Origin of the sequence: Priestia sp. GS2 (assembly GCF_036409025.1) — a bacterium.
In the GTDB taxonomy this organism is placed as follows: Bacteria; Bacillota; Bacilli; order Bacillales; family Bacillaceae_H; genus Priestia; species Priestia aryabhattai_A.
In genome coordinates, this window is the sequence record NZ_JAZGJX010000001.1 from 3,405,001 (window position 1) to 3,420,128 (window position 15,128).

General features: G+C 36.1%; 17 protein-coding genes and 1 riboswitch. Of the genes, 6 read left to right on the forward strand and 11 right to left on the reverse strand.

Annotation, left to right across the window (positions count from 1 at the left end):
- Nucleotides 1–126: 126 nt before the first annotated feature.
- Both V2145_RS17380 and V2145_RS17385 read left to right on the forward strand, forming a co-directional pair.
- Nucleotides 127–1,713, forward strand: a complete 1,587-nt coding sequence (locus tag V2145_RS17380) for an AMP-binding protein (protein WP_442956799.1) — start codon at nucleotides 127–129, stop codon at nucleotides 1,711–1,713.
- Nucleotides 1,714–1,831: 118 nt separating this feature from the next.
- The gene (locus V2145_RS17385) at nucleotides 1,832–2,509 is read left to right on the forward strand and encodes an MgtC/SapB family protein (RefSeq protein ID WP_094911221.1); all 678 of its coding nucleotides are present in this window, start codon (nucleotides 1,832–1,834) and stop codon (nucleotides 2,507–2,509) included.
- 15 nt (nucleotides 2,510–2,524) lie between these two features.
- Here V2145_RS17385 and V2145_RS17390 read toward each other — a convergent pair whose 3' ends face one another.
- From V2145_RS17390 to V2145_RS17425, 8 genes are all read right to left on the reverse strand, one after another.
- Complete coding sequence (locus V2145_RS17390) at nucleotides 2,525–3,070, reverse strand: NAD(P)-dependent oxidoreductase (protein WP_256993327.1); 546 nt, start codon at nucleotides 3,068–3,070, stop codon at nucleotides 2,525–2,527.
- A 40-nt stretch (nucleotides 3,071–3,110) separates the two neighbouring features.
- Nucleotides 3,111–3,878 (reverse strand): sirohydrochlorin chelatase, encoded by a 768-nt coding sequence (locus tag V2145_RS17395; RefSeq protein ID WP_311856283.1) that lies wholly within the window; start codon nucleotides 3,876–3,878, stop codon nucleotides 3,111–3,113.
- Nucleotides 3,879–3,894: 16 nt separating this feature from the next.
- On the reverse strand, nucleotides 3,895–4,671 hold the full coding sequence (cobA, locus tag V2145_RS17400) for a uroporphyrinogen-III C-methyltransferase (protein WP_094911218.1): 777 nt from the start codon (nucleotides 4,669–4,671) through the stop codon (nucleotides 3,895–3,897).
- A 119-nt stretch (nucleotides 4,672–4,790) separates the two neighbouring features.
- Nucleotides 4,791–5,390: an adenylyl-sulfate kinase gene (gene cysC, locus V2145_RS17405; protein ID WP_094911217.1), complete on the reverse strand. Its 600-nt coding sequence runs from the start codon at nucleotides 5,388–5,390 to the stop codon at nucleotides 4,791–4,793.
- Between the two features lie 12 nt (nucleotides 5,391–5,402).
- On the reverse strand, nucleotides 5,403–6,551 hold the full coding sequence (gene sat / locus V2145_RS17410; RefSeq protein ID WP_094911216.1) for a sulfate adenylyltransferase: 1,149 nt from the start codon (nucleotides 6,549–6,551) through the stop codon (nucleotides 5,403–5,405).
- A gap of 38 nt (nucleotides 6,552–6,589) precedes the next feature.
- Complete coding sequence (locus V2145_RS17415) at nucleotides 6,590–7,645, reverse strand: inorganic phosphate transporter (protein WP_094911215.1); 1,056 nt, start codon at nucleotides 7,643–7,645, stop codon at nucleotides 6,590–6,592.
- A gap of 19 nt (nucleotides 7,646–7,664) precedes the next feature.
- The gene (locus tag V2145_RS17420) at nucleotides 7,665–8,375 is read right to left on the reverse strand and encodes a phosphoadenylyl-sulfate reductase (RefSeq protein ID WP_179289229.1); all 711 of its coding nucleotides are present in this window, start codon (nucleotides 8,373–8,375) and stop codon (nucleotides 7,665–7,667) included.
- Between the two features lie 95 nt (nucleotides 8,376–8,470).
- Nucleotides 8,471–8,614 (reverse strand): YezD family protein, encoded by a 144-nt coding sequence (locus V2145_RS17425; RefSeq protein WP_076512348.1) that lies wholly within the window; start codon nucleotides 8,612–8,614, stop codon nucleotides 8,471–8,473.
- 104 nt (nucleotides 8,615–8,718) lie between these two features.
- A riboswitch (SAM riboswitch) is annotated at nucleotides 8,719–8,825 on the reverse strand.
- 221 nt (nucleotides 8,826–9,046) lie between these two features.
- Between V2145_RS17425 and cdaS the strand changes: the two genes are divergently transcribed.
- From cdaS to V2145_RS17445, 4 genes are all read left to right on the forward strand, one after another.
- A complete protein-coding gene (cdaS, locus tag V2145_RS17430) occupies nucleotides 9,047–9,673 on the forward strand; it encodes a sporulation-specific diadenylate cyclase CdaS (protein ID WP_179289228.1) in 627 nt (208 codons plus the stop codon).
- Between the two features lie 218 nt (nucleotides 9,674–9,891).
- Nucleotides 9,892–11,313 (forward strand): alanine/glycine:cation symporter family protein, encoded by a 1,422-nt coding sequence (locus tag V2145_RS17435; protein WP_397428313.1) that lies wholly within the window; start codon nucleotides 9,892–9,894, stop codon nucleotides 11,311–11,313.
- Between the two features lie 95 nt (nucleotides 11,314–11,408).
- Nucleotides 11,409–11,795, forward strand: a complete 387-nt coding sequence (locus V2145_RS17440) for a VOC family protein (RefSeq protein ID WP_094911213.1) — start codon at nucleotides 11,409–11,411, stop codon at nucleotides 11,793–11,795.
- Nucleotides 11,796–11,861: 66 nt separating this feature from the next.
- Complete coding sequence (locus V2145_RS17445; RefSeq protein ID WP_311856275.1) at nucleotides 11,862–12,638, forward strand: potassium channel family protein; 777 nt, start codon at nucleotides 11,862–11,864, stop codon at nucleotides 12,636–12,638.
- A gap of 20 nt (nucleotides 12,639–12,658) precedes the next feature.
- Here the strand turns inward: V2145_RS17445 and V2145_RS17450 are convergent, their stop codons facing one another.
- The 3 genes from V2145_RS17450 to V2145_RS17460 all read right to left on the reverse strand — a co-directional run bounded on the left by V2145_RS17450 (nucleotide 12,659) and on the right by V2145_RS17460 (nucleotide 14,966).
- Entirely contained in the window at nucleotides 12,659–13,063 is a 405-nt protein-coding gene (locus tag V2145_RS17450; protein ID WP_094911212.1) for a YugN-like family protein, read from the reverse strand.
- A gap of 93 nt (nucleotides 13,064–13,156) precedes the next feature.
- Complete coding sequence (locus tag V2145_RS17455; RefSeq protein ID WP_094911211.1) at nucleotides 13,157–14,506, reverse strand: glucose-6-phosphate isomerase; 1,350 nt, start codon at nucleotides 14,504–14,506, stop codon at nucleotides 13,157–13,159.
- Between the two features lie 256 nt (nucleotides 14,507–14,762).
- Nucleotides 14,763–14,966: a hypothetical protein gene (locus V2145_RS17460; RefSeq protein ID WP_210610908.1), complete on the reverse strand. Its 204-nt coding sequence runs from the start codon at nucleotides 14,964–14,966 to the stop codon at nucleotides 14,763–14,765.
- Nucleotides 14,967–15,128 lie beyond the last annotated feature (162 nt).

Here is a 15,128-nt window from a genome sequence, read left to right on the forward strand (position 1 = left end):
ATTAACAAATTTCTCTACACTTCGACAAACCTCCCCAGGCAGGTTGTCGAAGTTTTTTTATGAAACATAAAGAAAGTGCTGGTACAATATTAAATGTAAGCGCAATCATTAAGTTAGGGGGAACCAATACTGATGCTAAAAAACTTAACAATTGGCCAATTATTAAAAGAAACCAGTACTTTATTTAAAGATCATTCAGCGGTTATCTACTCTCAAGAGAATATTCACTATACGTATAACGAATTGTATAACGAAACAACAAAAGTTGCAAAAGCTCTCCTAGGATTAGGGATTAAGAAAGGAGAACATATTGCAGTATGGTCTACTAATCGTTTGGAATGGATTTTACTTCAACTTGCTTCCGCTCGAATTGGTGTCGTATTAGTTACGGTAAACACAAGTTATCAAGAAGCTGAAGTAGAATACCTTTTACATCATTCTGATACAACTGCCCTTTTCTATATTGATTCCTTTAAAACAACTTCATATTCATCAATCATTTCATCTATTGTTCATAAACTTCCAAGACTAAAACATCTGATTAGCATTGATAATAAAAAACACCAAATGGACTGGAACCAATTTCTACTATATAGCATGAACATTTCAGATCAAGCACTCGCTCTTGCTGAGCAAGACGTTTATCCTGAAGAAGTAATTAATATGCAATATACCTCTGGCACTACAGGATTTCCGAAAGGTGTTATGCTCAGTCATAATAATATAGTCAATAATGCTCTTTTAGTAGCTAACGCAATGAAGTTATCTCACCAAGACAGACTTTGCATCCCAGTACCTTTTTTTCATTGTTTTGGTTGCGTTATGGGATTATTAGCATCAGTATGTGTTGGAGCAACCATGGTGCCCATTGTTGAGTTTAATCCTACCGCTGTATTAGAAACTATTGAAAAAGAAAAATGCACCGCTTTACATGGTGTACCAACTATGTTTATCGCTGAATTAAACCTTCCAAATTTCCACAATTACGATTTATCAAGTTTACGCACAGGAATTATGGCTGGATCAAATTGCCCTACTGAAGTCATGAAACGAGTAATGAATGATATGGGAATTCATGAAATCACCATTGCTTATGGACAAACTGAAAGCTCACCTGTTATTACTCAAACAACTACTACCGACTCCTTAGAAAGGCGGGTAACAACTGTAGGCAAAGCTCACCCTTATGTACAAGTAAAGATTATCGATCCAGTAAATGGACATGCGTTACCGACAGGTGTACAGGGGGAACTTTGCGCAAAAGGTTACTTAATTATGAAGGGATATTACAAAATGCCAGAGGAAACGGCTAATACCATTGACGATGATGGGTGGCTTCATACTGGTGATTTAGCCGTCATTGATAATGAAGGCTATATTAAAATTACCGGTCGCTTAAAAGATATGATTATTAGGGGTGGAGAAAATATCTATCCACGTGAAATTGAAGAGTTTTTATATCTTCACCCAAAAATTGAAGACATTCAAGTGATTGGTGTCCCTGATAGACATTACGGAGAAAAAGTTGTGGCTTGCATTAAGTTAAAGCCAGGTATAGAAGCAACAGCATCTGAAATCAAAGAATATTGTAAAAACAAACTTTCACACTTTAAAATACCTGAATCTATCTATTTCGTAGAAACATTTCCAATGACTGCATCTGGAAAAATCCAAAAATACAAATTACGGGAACAACTTCAAAATTTTTCATAAAAAATGATATTTTTCGCCTCTAAACACTAAAAATAGTTTACTATACTAACTATACATATCTGTTCAAACCTTATCATACAGATATAAACAACACAGTTTAGTGAAATAGGTGAATAAAATGGATCATCAAATGTTATTAAAGCTTGGTATATCTGCTCTATTAGGACTTATTATCGGATTAGAGAGAGAATTAAAGCGTAAGCCTGTAGGTTTAAAGACTTCCCTTGTTATTTCAATTATCAGCTGCTTGTTAACCATTGTCTCAATCGAATCCTCCCATATCCTTAATGATGGTGATAACATTACTATGGATCCATTGCGTTTAGCAGCACAAATTGTGTCTGGTATTGGATTTCTTGGTGCAGGAGTTATTTTACGCAAAGAAAATGACAGTATCTCAGGGTTAACAACGGCTGCTATTATATGGGGAGCTGCCGGTATTGGTATTGCTGTAGGCGCAGGCTTTTATATGGAGGCCTTTGTAGGGGTTATTTTGCTCATTATTAGCGTTGAGCTCCTCCCGTTTTTAATTACCGTTTTCGGACCAAAACAGCTGCGTGAAAAAGATCTCATCCTTCAATTGAAACTGGCGAACAAACATAATATTGTTGAGACAACAGCCAGTATTAAAGAAAAAGATATTACGATAAAGAATATACGTATTAAAGATTTAGATACGGGGCAACTATATATTCGAATGAAAGTGTCTGTTCACCAAAAGCGCCCTACCACTGAAGTTTATTACGAAATACAGAAGATTTCAGGTATTCGAAGCATCGAAATTGAAAATGTCTAAAAGGCACAATGCCTTTTAGACATTTTTTAAATGTTTTAAAAACCACTCTCGAGACTTTTCAGATAACCGAAACTCATCTTTTGTCGCTTCTGTTAATAACTCATACTTCTCCACATATGGCAAGTCCATACTGTGAATAATTTCTCTGCACTGCTTCAAAAAATATGTGTATTGTGTATAACTATCGTCAAACTGAACTTGCAAATCTCTAATAATCTTCTTTGTTAACAACGGACTTGCTCCATTTGTGGATACAGCGATAGACAATTCTCCCCTAGAGAAATTTGCAGGAATATAAACATTTCCTTTTTTATGTGCACTAGCCACATTGACAAGCTGATTCTCACTCTTTTCTTTTTCTATTATCTCTAAAGCATCAACTTGATGAGTAGCCACTATAATAAGAAATGTGTTGGCTAAATCTCCTTTTTGCAGACAGCGATTTTTCACCTTTACTTTTCCTTGTTCTTCCCATTCATAGATATCTTTTTCCACATGTGGCGATACGACAATAATCTTCGCTTTTTGTTCCAGCAGCTTTCGAACACGCCTAACTGCCACCTTTCCTCCCCCAACAATTAGGACCGTTTCCCCTTCTAGATTAAGAGTAACGGTAAACATCGTATTCATTTCCCTTACTGTTTAATAAGCTATTCACTCGATCTTGTAAAATATTACTTAAGGCATTATGATAACCCAAATAATTTGCTAAGATAAATTCTTGGTCAGCTTTATTCCATCTTTTTAACTCTGTTCGAATTTCGTTCATCAAAATCCCTGTAAATAAAAGATATGGTAATACAAACACTTGTGAATATCCAGATTCACTTGCTTGTTTTAAGCCATCTAAAAGCTTGGGTGTTGTGGCAGCTAAATAGCAAGTGTCTACATGCTCAAATCCACCTTTATATGCCAAGCGTTTGGCAATTTCACGGAAATCGTTTTTGACTTCAGGATCGCTGCTTCCACGGCCTACTAATAAAACCATTGCGTCTTTTTGAATGGGGACTTCAGTCTCCTTAATTCTCTCTAATAAGATATCCACAATTTGATCATCAACACCAAAAGGGGTACCATAAGCGACTTTGACATGTGGATAGTGTTGATAAACTTTGTGTATTTCTTCTGGAATATCCACTTTAGCGTGACCCGCTGTTAACAATAAGACAGGAACAATTGCAATTCTAGTAGCTCCTTGCTCCACACACTTCTTGAAACCTTGTTCAATTGTAGGATTTGCTAACTCCAGGAAACACACTTCTTGAATTGGAACATCAACTTTCACTTTGCTTCTTTCAATAAATTCAATGGCTTGATCACAGCCTTTTTTCACTCGGCTACCGTGACAAATATACAATACTGCATCCATATCATTCACCTCTTTATTAAGCTTCTTCTACACAAGCATATTGTGTAGAAGCCAACTGTTCAAACCAATTTAGTTTTTCATGAAAGCGGACAACCTCGCCTACAACAATTATGCTTGGGTTTCCTATCTTCTCTTTTTTTACAATATCAACAATTGTATCTAGTTTACCACTAACTGTGCGCTGCTCACCATACGTTCCCCAATTAATAAGTGCAATGGGCGTATCTTTTGATTTCCCGTGCTCAATAAGCGATTCACAGATATAAGAAAGATTTTTAACCCCCATATAAATCACCAATGTATCAACAGCTGTTGATAACTGCTCCCACTTAACAGCTTTACAAGGCTCGTCTTGGCGATGTCCTGTTATAAAAGCGACGCTCGCACTATAATCACGATGTGTAACAGGTATTCCCGCATACGAAGCTGCAGCAATTCCCGATGTAACACCAGGAATAATCTCAAAATCAATATTATTCTCTACCAACGCCTCTGCTTCTTCTCCTCCTCGTCCAAATACAAAAGGGTCTCCCCCTTTTAAACGCACGACAACTTTACCTTTTTTAGCAAATTTCACTAGAAAACTATTAATTGTTTCTTGCTTCAACGTGTGATAATTAGGTAATTTACCACAATAAATGATATTTACTTCTGATTTAGCATACTCTAACAACTCTTTATTCACCAAGCGATCGTATAAGATTACGTCTGCTTTTTGAATAGCTTTTATTGCTTTAACCGTAACCAATTCTGGATCTCCCGGACCTGCCCCAACCAAATACACTTTGCCCATTCTTCCAATTCACCCTCTCAATACTGTTAATCTACTCTTATTAACGAATAAAGCAAAGGCCCTCACTATGCAAAGCACAGCTTTGCTTTTGCGATGTGAGGGCCCTTATTTCTTACTTTTTAAATGAATTTTTTATTTGTTAAATAAGCTAAAACTGTTTCAACGCATTCTTCGACTGTTTGATTAAATGTATTTACAACCAGCTCAGCATTTTCCGGAGCTTCATAAGGTGAATCGATACCTGTAAAGTCACGAATTTCACCACTTCTAGCTTTTTTGTAAAGGCCTTTAGGATCTCGTTTTTCACACTCTTCCAGTGGGCACTCTACGTACACTTCTACAAATTCATCTGCTTCTAAGAGTTCTCTCACCTGTGTACGGTCTTCTTTAAAAGGTGAAATAAACGCTGTTAATACAACTTGCCCACTGTCAACGAACAGCTTGGAAACTTCTCCAATCCGACGAATGTTCTCAGTACGATCTTCAGCAGAAAAACCTAAATTTTTATTTAAACCAAAGCGAATGTTATCTCCATCTAATACATAGTTGCGAATATTTTTTTCAAACAATGCTTGTGCTACTGCATTTGCAACGGTTGACTTACCCGAACCTGATAAGCCAGTAAACCATAGTACAAAGCTGTAGTGTCCGTTTTGTTGCCTTCTTGCTTTTTTATCAATCCCTGACTCGTGCCATGTAATATTTGTTGATTTACTCAATTCAACCGCTCCTTAATTTGAAGTTACTGTTTGCTGTAATCCTTTTATTAACACTTCAATTACTTCTTTTCGACTAAACGTACTTGGTGGAACTTCACCATTCCGAAGCATTTCACGTACTTTTGTTCCTGATAAAATGACATGGTCTTCTTTTTCATGTGGACATGTTTTAGTTGAAGCCATCCCTTCACACTTCTTGCAGTAAAAGCTGTGTTCAAAGAATAGTGGTGTAATCCCAAGCTCATCTTCTGTAAAGTTATTAAAGATTAATTGCGCATCGTATGTTCCATAGTAGTCACCTACACCAGCATGATCACGACCTACAATAAAGTGTGTACATCCAAAGTTCTTACGCACTAATGCATGGAAGATTGCTTCTCGAGGTCCAGCATATCTCATCGCTGCTGGGAAAACAGCTAAAAATACACGATCTTTTGGATAGTAGTTTTTAAGCAATACTTCATAGCTTTCCATACGAATATCCGCTGGGATATCATCAGATTTTGTTTCTCCTACAAGTGGGTTTAAAAACAGTCCATCAACAATTTCTAAAGCCGATTTTTGAATGTACTCATGAGCACGATGAACTGGATTACGAGTTTGAAAACCTACAACTTTTTTCCAGTTACGCTCTTTGAAGATTGCTCTCGTTTGTACTGGATCTAAATAATACGTTTCAAACTTATCTTTTTGCGTACGATTTACAAGTATAATCGAACCTGCTACATATACATTGGGACGTTCAAATAATTTGCGCACGCCTGGATGAGCTAGTTCTGCTGTACGATAAACGTGTTCTGCTTCTTTTTCCTTATTTGGTTTGTACGTTTCAGATACTGTTAAGACACCATAAACCACACCATTTTGCACAAGTTTGACTTGATCTCCTACTTGTAGCTCCTGCGCTTTTTCTTCTGTAACTGGAAGAGTAATTGGAATACTCCAAACTGTACCATCAGCTAATCTCATGCTTTCCACAACAGATTCATAATCACGCTGTCCTAAAAAGCCTTTAATAGGACTATATCCGCCGATTCCAATTAACTCTAAATCACTTAATGCAATATTATCTAATTCAATCTCTTTAGTAACACCTGTATAATCATAGTCAGGTTGATACAAATTAACTAATTCTCCACCATGTGCTTGAATTGAACTCATCCTAAAATTCCTCCTCAATGAATAACTAATATTTATATTTAAGCAGTCATCTTTTGGTTTTCTTGTTTTTGTTTTGTTGTTTTAATTAAACTAAGAATGCCATAAGTTGCAATACAACCGCTCATTAATACCACAAATGCATAAAAATCTGTTTCAACCACTAATTTCACTAAACCGTAAGAGATAACAAGAGAAAAGACTGGGGATACAACCCATACTTTTAACATCTGAACAATAACCCGTCTTTGATCCGAAGTAAAACCAGATTTAGCTGCTCCTATGCCAATAATAGAAGAGGTTGTAACCTGTGTTAGGGGAACAGGAAGCCCAAATATGGAAGCTGCGGTAACCAACGATGCTCCTGTCCCAGAAATAATACACCCTTCACCCACTGTGAAATCCGTAATTTTCTTTCCATTTGTCTCAATTACTCGATCTCCTAAAAGTAAGGCGCCTATTGCAACGGCTAATCCCCCTGCTATAACACCAGTTGATGTACTGATCATACCAGCCCCAACAAGTGGTCCTACAGCATTTGCTACGTTGTTCATACCCGCTGAAAAAGCTTCAAAAAAGCCAGTAGCTATTACTAAAGCTGCAAGTGGTTTTTTCCACTTTTGTTGAGTAGGCTTTTTTTTCTTTTTTAATAGCCACCCACATACAAAGGCAATCACAAACGAAACAATCGGTACAATAATCCAAAAGCTCATAACAACCAATAGCTTTTGGATATAAACAGATTGATAGGCAATTCCAACACCTACAACTGACCCTACTGTTACCTCACTAGTTGATAGAGGTATTCCAATTAAATTAGCAAAGAATAATGATAGAGTTGCAGAAGCTAAAATAATAATAACTAGCTCAACTGTTAGGATGCTTTCTGGAATAATACCAGAACCAATTGTTTTAACAACTTCTCCTCCGCCAATAACAGCACCTAGTAAAATACCTAATGCACATATAGCTAGTGCTACTTTGCGATGCTTAATAGCACCTGAACCGTAAGAAACTCCCATAGCAGCTGCTGCACCACTTGCACCAATATTCATTGCAAAAAAGAGAGCGATCGCAAAAGCAATGTAAACAAGCATAAATTTTCAGCTCTTTCATTTAAGATTCATGTAAGCCACATTCTACTTTCTTAGTACCTGCCCATCTTCCAGATCGCAAATCATCCATGTTATAGGCAGGTAGCGTACAGGGCTCACACCCAATGCTTGGATATCCTTGATCGTGAAGCTTGTTATAAGGCAAGTTATGCTTATATACATATCGCCAAATCTCTTTCCAAGACCAGTGAATTAATGGACAAACTTTAACCTTCTTAAATTTCTCATCCTTATTAAAGAATTCTGTTTTACTTCTTGACTCAGACTGTTCTCTTCTTAACCCTGAGATCCAAGCATCATAAGGCGCAAGTGATTCTTTTAAGGGGATAATCTTTCTAATTTGACAGCATAGGTTAGGCTCAGTTTTCCAAAGCTCATCACCATGCTTTTCAGCTTGCTCTTGTAGCGATAGGTTAGGTTTTTTCATTTGGATACGTAAGTCTGGAAATTTCGCTTTAATTGCTTCAATAACTTCGTACGTTTCTTTAAAATGAACACCTGTATCTAAAAAAACAATATGCGCATCTTTTTTCACTTTTGAAATTAAATCAATTAATACAATTCCTTCAATTCCAAAGCTAGATGCATAAATAAGAGAATCACCGTAGTGGTTATATGCCCACTCTAAAGCCTTTAAAGCTCCTTTTGTTTCATCTTGCTCATCAAAATTTGGAAATTGATTTGGCCAATTCTCATACGTATATACACTCATGATTTTCACTCCAATACTTTGTTATCCAATCAAAAAAGACGGTTTTATCCCAGTGGTGAAGGATAAAACCGCCTCTAGTTTGTCTAGTCAGCTATTTATTTAATTCTTACTTTTTCATTTTTCTCAAGTTGAACTACTTTCCCATCTTGAACCACAAGCGTGATTGAACCAAACTTCATGTCGCTTAGCATTTTTTCTACACTTGCAAAAACAGAATTTAAGTCAGAGTTTTGTGCCATCACAGTCCCTCCTTATTTGTTAACAATATATTCAACAGGCTTCTGTTTTTTCATAAAAAATAAAAAGTCTTTCACACTTGAAAGACTGATTAGGCAACAAATTCACCTTATCTTTCAAAATGAAAATCATTTTGTTGGAGTTAGCACCTTGCACAATGTGCAGGTTGCTGGGTTTCAAAGGGCCAGTTCCCTCCACCACTCTGGATAAGTATTTTTTAAAAATTTTAGCATATTTAGAATATTTGTCAACAACAAAAAAATTATTTATCCGATAAGAAAACTATACTTTAAATTAACAGAAATATCTATTATTTTTTTATTATATGCACAGTTTTTTTGGGCGTCACTCTTAACTCAAATCCCTATAGTATAGATTTATATCTTTCGTACACATTAAAACATAATGATTATTTTAGATTGGAGCTATGTTCAATGATAGAAAGTCACTCTTTTCAATTAGATGATGTAATCAAACAAAGTTTACAAGATCATTTAAATCAAATAGCAGCGGAAGCAATGAAAATTCAGCAACATCTAGAAAGCAGTGACCACTGTGTTTTATGTGATTTTGAAGACTTACGAAAATTATTTCAAAGCGTCCAGTCCACAGCTGCATCTTATTATTTAAGACACTACTTGTCTCCTTATACTCACGAATACGCAGCTCTTTCACTCGCGATACATAATTTATCTGAGAAACATCACGGAGCCTTAATGGTTATTGAGAGGGATGACTCCGTGGAGCATCTAATTCAAAAAGGAATTCCTATCCATGCTCCTGTTACCTCGACGCTCGTTGAAACCATCTTTTATCCTGGAAATCCATTGCATGATGGTGCCGTTGTAATTAGAAAGAATCAAATCATTTCAGCAGCTAACGTATTACCACTCTCCACAAAGGTACTGCAAAAAAAACTTGGAACACGTCACCGTGCCGCTCTTGGCATGTCTGAACAATGCGACGCACTTATCTTAGTAGTATCGGAAGAAAGCGGTCGAATCTCTTTTGCTTTAGATGGAAGTTTATATCCAATTCATTCCAGTAAAAATAATTTGTAAGCGGCTGCACCTGTCTGACATCATACCTTATAGTTATAAAAAAAGAGATTAAACGATAAAAAAAACTTATTACAGGTTGCCTTTTATACGTCTAACGCGCTATAATCACTAATGTCAGAAAACCTTACACATTTGAAAAATCATTATTAAAATGACACTTTTTATGAACAGCTAAGGTTAATCATTAATTAAGGGAGAGAACTTTTAGGATGGAAACCATATCGACTCTATTCAGCAACTTTGTGAATGAGGCCAATAATTTTTTATGGACTTACATATTGATTGCGCTTCTTTTATTAGTTGGATTATATTTTACAATTCGTACAAAATTCGTTCAATTTAGTCAGTTCAAAGAAATGGTTCGCTTGTTAGGTGAAGGCGCTAAGACCGACGGAAGCGATAAAAAAGGAATTACATCCTTTCAAGCTTTTGCTATTAGTACAGCAGCTCGTGTAGGTACTGGAAACCTTGCCGGTGTTGCTTCTGCAATTGCTCTCGGGGGACCTGGAGCAGTATTTTGGATGTGGGTTGTTGCTTTAGTTGGATCAGCATCAGCTTTTATTGAAAGTACACTTGCTCAAGTTTATAAAGTAAAAGATAAAGACGGATTTCGTGGTGGTCCTGCTTATTACATGGAAAAAGGTTTAAACAAACGTTGGATGGGCGTTTTGTTTTCTATCTTAATCACCATTTCATTCGGATTAGTTTTTAACTCTGTACAAGCAAACACGATTTCACTTGCATTCGAAGAAGCTTTTGGCGTTGATCGCTTAATTGTTGGTATTGTCGTTACAGCCATTGTGGGTGTTCTCATTTTTGGTGGTATTAAACGAGTAGCCAAAGCATCAGAATTAATTGTAGTAGTAATGGCCGTTGTATATATTGGATTAGCATTAGTGGTTCTAGCTATTAATATTACAGAAATTCCACATATGATTGCATTAATTATAAAAAGCGCTTTTGGATTTGAAGAAGCATTTGCCGGTGCTGTCGGTGCTGCCATCATGAATGGTATCAAGCGTGGATTGTTCTCTAACGAAGCTGGTATGGGTAGTGCACCTAACGCGGCCGCAGCGGCATCTGTTAGTCACCCGGCTAAACAAGGTTTCATTCAAGCTTTAGCTGTCTTTAACGACACGCTAATCATTTGTAGCTGTACTGCATTCATCGTGTTATTATCTGGTGCATACGCAACGCCTGGACTTGAAGGAATTCAATTGACTCAAGTTGCGTTAAGTACACATATCGGTGGATGGGCTGTTCAATTCATTGCTATCATTTTATTTATGTTTGCATTCAGCTCATTAGTAGCTAACTATTATTATGGAGAAACAAACATTGAATTTTTAACATCAAATAAAATTTGGTTAAACCTTTACCGATTCGGCGTTATCTTAATGGTATTATTCGGTTCAGTTGCAAGCTTGGGCGTTGTTTGGGGACTTGCAGACTTATTTATGGCTCTAATGGCAATTACAAACTTAGTTGCAATTATTTTATTAGGTAAGGTGGCAATTGCAGTCCTGAACGATTACCTATCTCAGCGTAAAGCAGGAAAAGATCCGGTTTTCTATAAAGATTCTGTTAAAGGGTTAGATAATTTAGATTTCTGGGAGCGTTCTCGAGAAATCGATAAATAATAAAAAAGCAGCTATTATGCTGCTTTTTTATTTGACTATATTTAACAGAAAATTTAAACTATCATACAGAAACTAATAAGAAAAGGTGATAATTTATGGCAATTCTAGGGTTTGAGCACGTAGGTATTCAGGTAAAAGACATTCAAAAATCGATTACATTTTATACAGAAATTGTTGGATTAGAACTTTTAGACAAGTTTCCACATACAGATCCTTCTTTAAAGCTAGCTTTTTTAGGAATAGACAACAACATCATTGTTGAATTAATTGAAGGATATAACTCTACTCTACCAGCAGAAGGGAAAGTTCACCACTTTGCACTGACAGTAGATGATATTGAAGCAGAGCGTTCTCGCTTAAAGAAACTTAACGTTTCCTTTGTAGACGAAGAAATTGTGACGTTGCCTAACGGGGCAAAATATTTGTTCTTTTACGGGCCTGACGGTGAATGGATTGAATATATGGAAGTAAAAACAAGATAAGTTCTTATACCTCTTTCATAAGTTGGTCATACTAGTAACTAGACCCTTATGCTTGGAGGTTTTTTTATGGTCGATTGGCTTCTGTTTCGTTTTTTTCGCCGTTCTGTCATAACACGTTTACTATTTATTATTACGTGCTTAGTTATTTTATTTGGCACTATTATGCATATAACTGAACCGCAAACCTTTTCTACAGTTTTTGATGGGATTTGGTGGGTAGTCATTACCATTTCAACAATTGGCTATGGAGATTTTGTACCCGACACGGTTATTGGTAAGTTAATTGCTATGCTTTTAATTTTGATTGGTACAGGTTTTATTACTACCTATTTTGTCTCACTAGCTACAATCGCAGTGTCAAAGGAAAACGCCTATCTAGAAGGAAATTTAAAGTTTTTAGGTAAAGGTCACCTTATTATTATTGGCTGGAATGAAAGAGCTAGATTGGTTATTGAAGAATATAAGAAGGCTTTTCACGAAGAAGTTATTGTCTTAATTGATAGTAGCCTAAAGAAAAACCCAATGATTTGTGACAGATTACACTTCATTAAAGGCAGCGCTTCTGATTCTAATACGTTATCCTTAGCCAATCTTTCAAACGCCAAAAAAGTATTAATTACTGCTGACCAACATACAACAGAAGAACAAGCTGATATGCAAACAATTGTGACACTAGTAGCAATTAAAGGCGTTCATCCTTCCGTCTATCTCATTGCTGAGCTTTTAACTGAAAAGCATATCCGGAATGCAGAAACAATTGGGGTTAATGAAATTATTAAAACGAATGAAATCATCAGCCAATTAATGCATGAGAATATTTTTGTTACAAAGCTAAAAGAGTAATGAGCGTCTGCTATCTTCTTTTAGCTTTGTAAGGCTGCTTCTGCTTCTTTTAACAGTTCTTTTCCTAACGAAATGTATTCTTCAGGAAATTGTGCATCTGGGTCCTGAGGCTCTGCAAATTGGTTAAAGGATGCATTAGCATTTCCTACGTGAACATTATCATCTAGCCCAATTTGATATTTGTGTGAAAGCAAATAGGGCTTTCCAATTTGAACTGTTGTCCCTTGTGAATCTAGCTGACCATCCATAGCTTGAAAGGGAATTCGTAAAAACTGATATCCAACTTCATCATTTATCTTATAATCAAAAAAACCGTGATCGTAATCCCAGTTTCCTCCTATAACGTATCCTAACGGTTTTAATGTTTGTTCCAACACGTATAGTTTAAATAGTTCGCCTTCTAATTTTGAAGCTAATTCAATCATTACCTCGCCTCCTCATTTGTTAACATCTCCTTTTCACTATAAATTATCCACAAAAAAAGTGCGGAAACGAATTCCGCACTTTTACTTGCTACATTATTTTAAGCGTTTTTCTAACTCTGCTTTTTTCTCTTCAAACCCTGGTTTACCAAGAAGTGCAAACATATTTACCTTGTATGCTTCTACACCAGGCTGATCAAATGGATTTACACCTAATAAGTAGCCGCTTATCGCACAAGCTTTCTCGAAGAAGTATACTAAATAGCCAAACGTATACTCATCTAAAGCTGGAATGCTTACAACTAAGTTTGGTACACCACCATCAGTATGAGCAAGCATTGTGCCTTGGAACGCCTTTTTATTTACGAAATCAACTGTTTCACCAGCTAAGTAGTTTAAGCCGTCTAAATCTGCTGCATCAGACTCAATTGTTAACTCATGGCGCGACTTTTCTACTTGTACAATTGTTTCGAATAAGTCACGGCGACCCTCTTGTACATATTGCCCTAATGAGTGAAGATCAGTAGAGAAGTTTGCTGAAGAAGGGTAAATACCTTTTTGGTCTTTTCCTTCACTTTCGCCAAATAACTGTTTCCACCATTCTGCAAAGTATTGAAGAGCTGGCTCATAGTTAATTAGCATTTCAATTGTTTTACCTTTATTGTAAAGAACGTTTCGAGCAACTGCATATTGATATGCAGGGTTTTGCTCAAGTTCAGAAGCTGCAAAATCATTTTGTGCTGCTGCTGCACCTTTCATCATATCTTCAATATTTAAACCAGCAGCTGCAATCGGTAAAAGACCTACTGCTGTTAAAACAGAATAACGTCCCCCAACATCATCAGGAATAACAAATGTTTCATATCCTTCTTCATCCGCTAGCGTTTTTAATGCTCCACGTGCTTTATCTGTTGTAGCATAAATACGTCCACGTGCTTCTTCTTTACCATATTTCTCTTCTAATAGTTTACGGAAAATACGGAAAGCGATAGCAGGTTCTGTTGTAGTACCTGATTTTGAAATAACATTGATAGAAAAATCTTTATCTTGCAGGACATCCATTAAGTCTTTCATGTATGTTGAGCTAATATTATTTCCAGCAAAAATTACTTGTGGAGTTTTGCGCTGTTCTTTTGATAGCGTGTTGTAAAATGAGTGTTGTAGCATTTCAATTGCAGCGCGTGCTCCTAGATAAGAACCACCAATTCCAATTACAATTAAAACATCTGAATCACTTTTAATTTTTTCAGCACTTTTTTGAATGCGAGCAAACTCTTCTTTATCATAGTTAGTTGGTAGGTCTACCCATCCTAGAAAGTCGTTACCTGCCCCTGTTTTTTCATGAATTGAATGATGCGCTACTTTAACAGCATCGCGAAGGTATGTAAGTTCGTGTTCACCAAAGAAAGATAAAGCATTTGAATAATCAAAACGAACATGTGTCATATTCTTTTCCTCCATTAAATTGTTCTTTCCCTCCACTTTATCGAAAGGATGCCATGAATTCAAGTAAAAGACATCAATAAAAATGTTGTTACCTCAGTCTTTTACAATTCTTTTTTCACTATACACTTTTTCTCTTTCATAAAACAACCTTCTAATAGAAGATTTTTGCTTTTCATAATACCATTTTTCATCACAATAAAAAACGGTTTAAAGAGCGTATTCTTAAAACCGTTTTCAATTCTTCCCTATTCAATATTTATTCATTTTCTTCAAGAATTGATTTCCCTTCAGAAATGACATAATTGGTTGCCCCAATCTTTACATATTCTCTTGGCTTATAAGTTGGTAGCTCAACCGGCCTTTCAATAATAGCCGTATCAGCGGATGTAGACATTTGTTCATATTGAACCGGAGACATGTTGAACTTTTGCTGTTCTTTAACCGTTAGATGATTATTCACCATATACCCTCCAGTGACTAAAATTCCAAATATTGAGCCACTCGCTATAATTTGTCTGAGATACACATTTATCACCTCACTATTAGGGTGACAAAACTCGACGAGTTTTATTCAAAAAAAAAAATTTTTTTACGGTTGTGTGGACGAGTTTCTATTTATTTA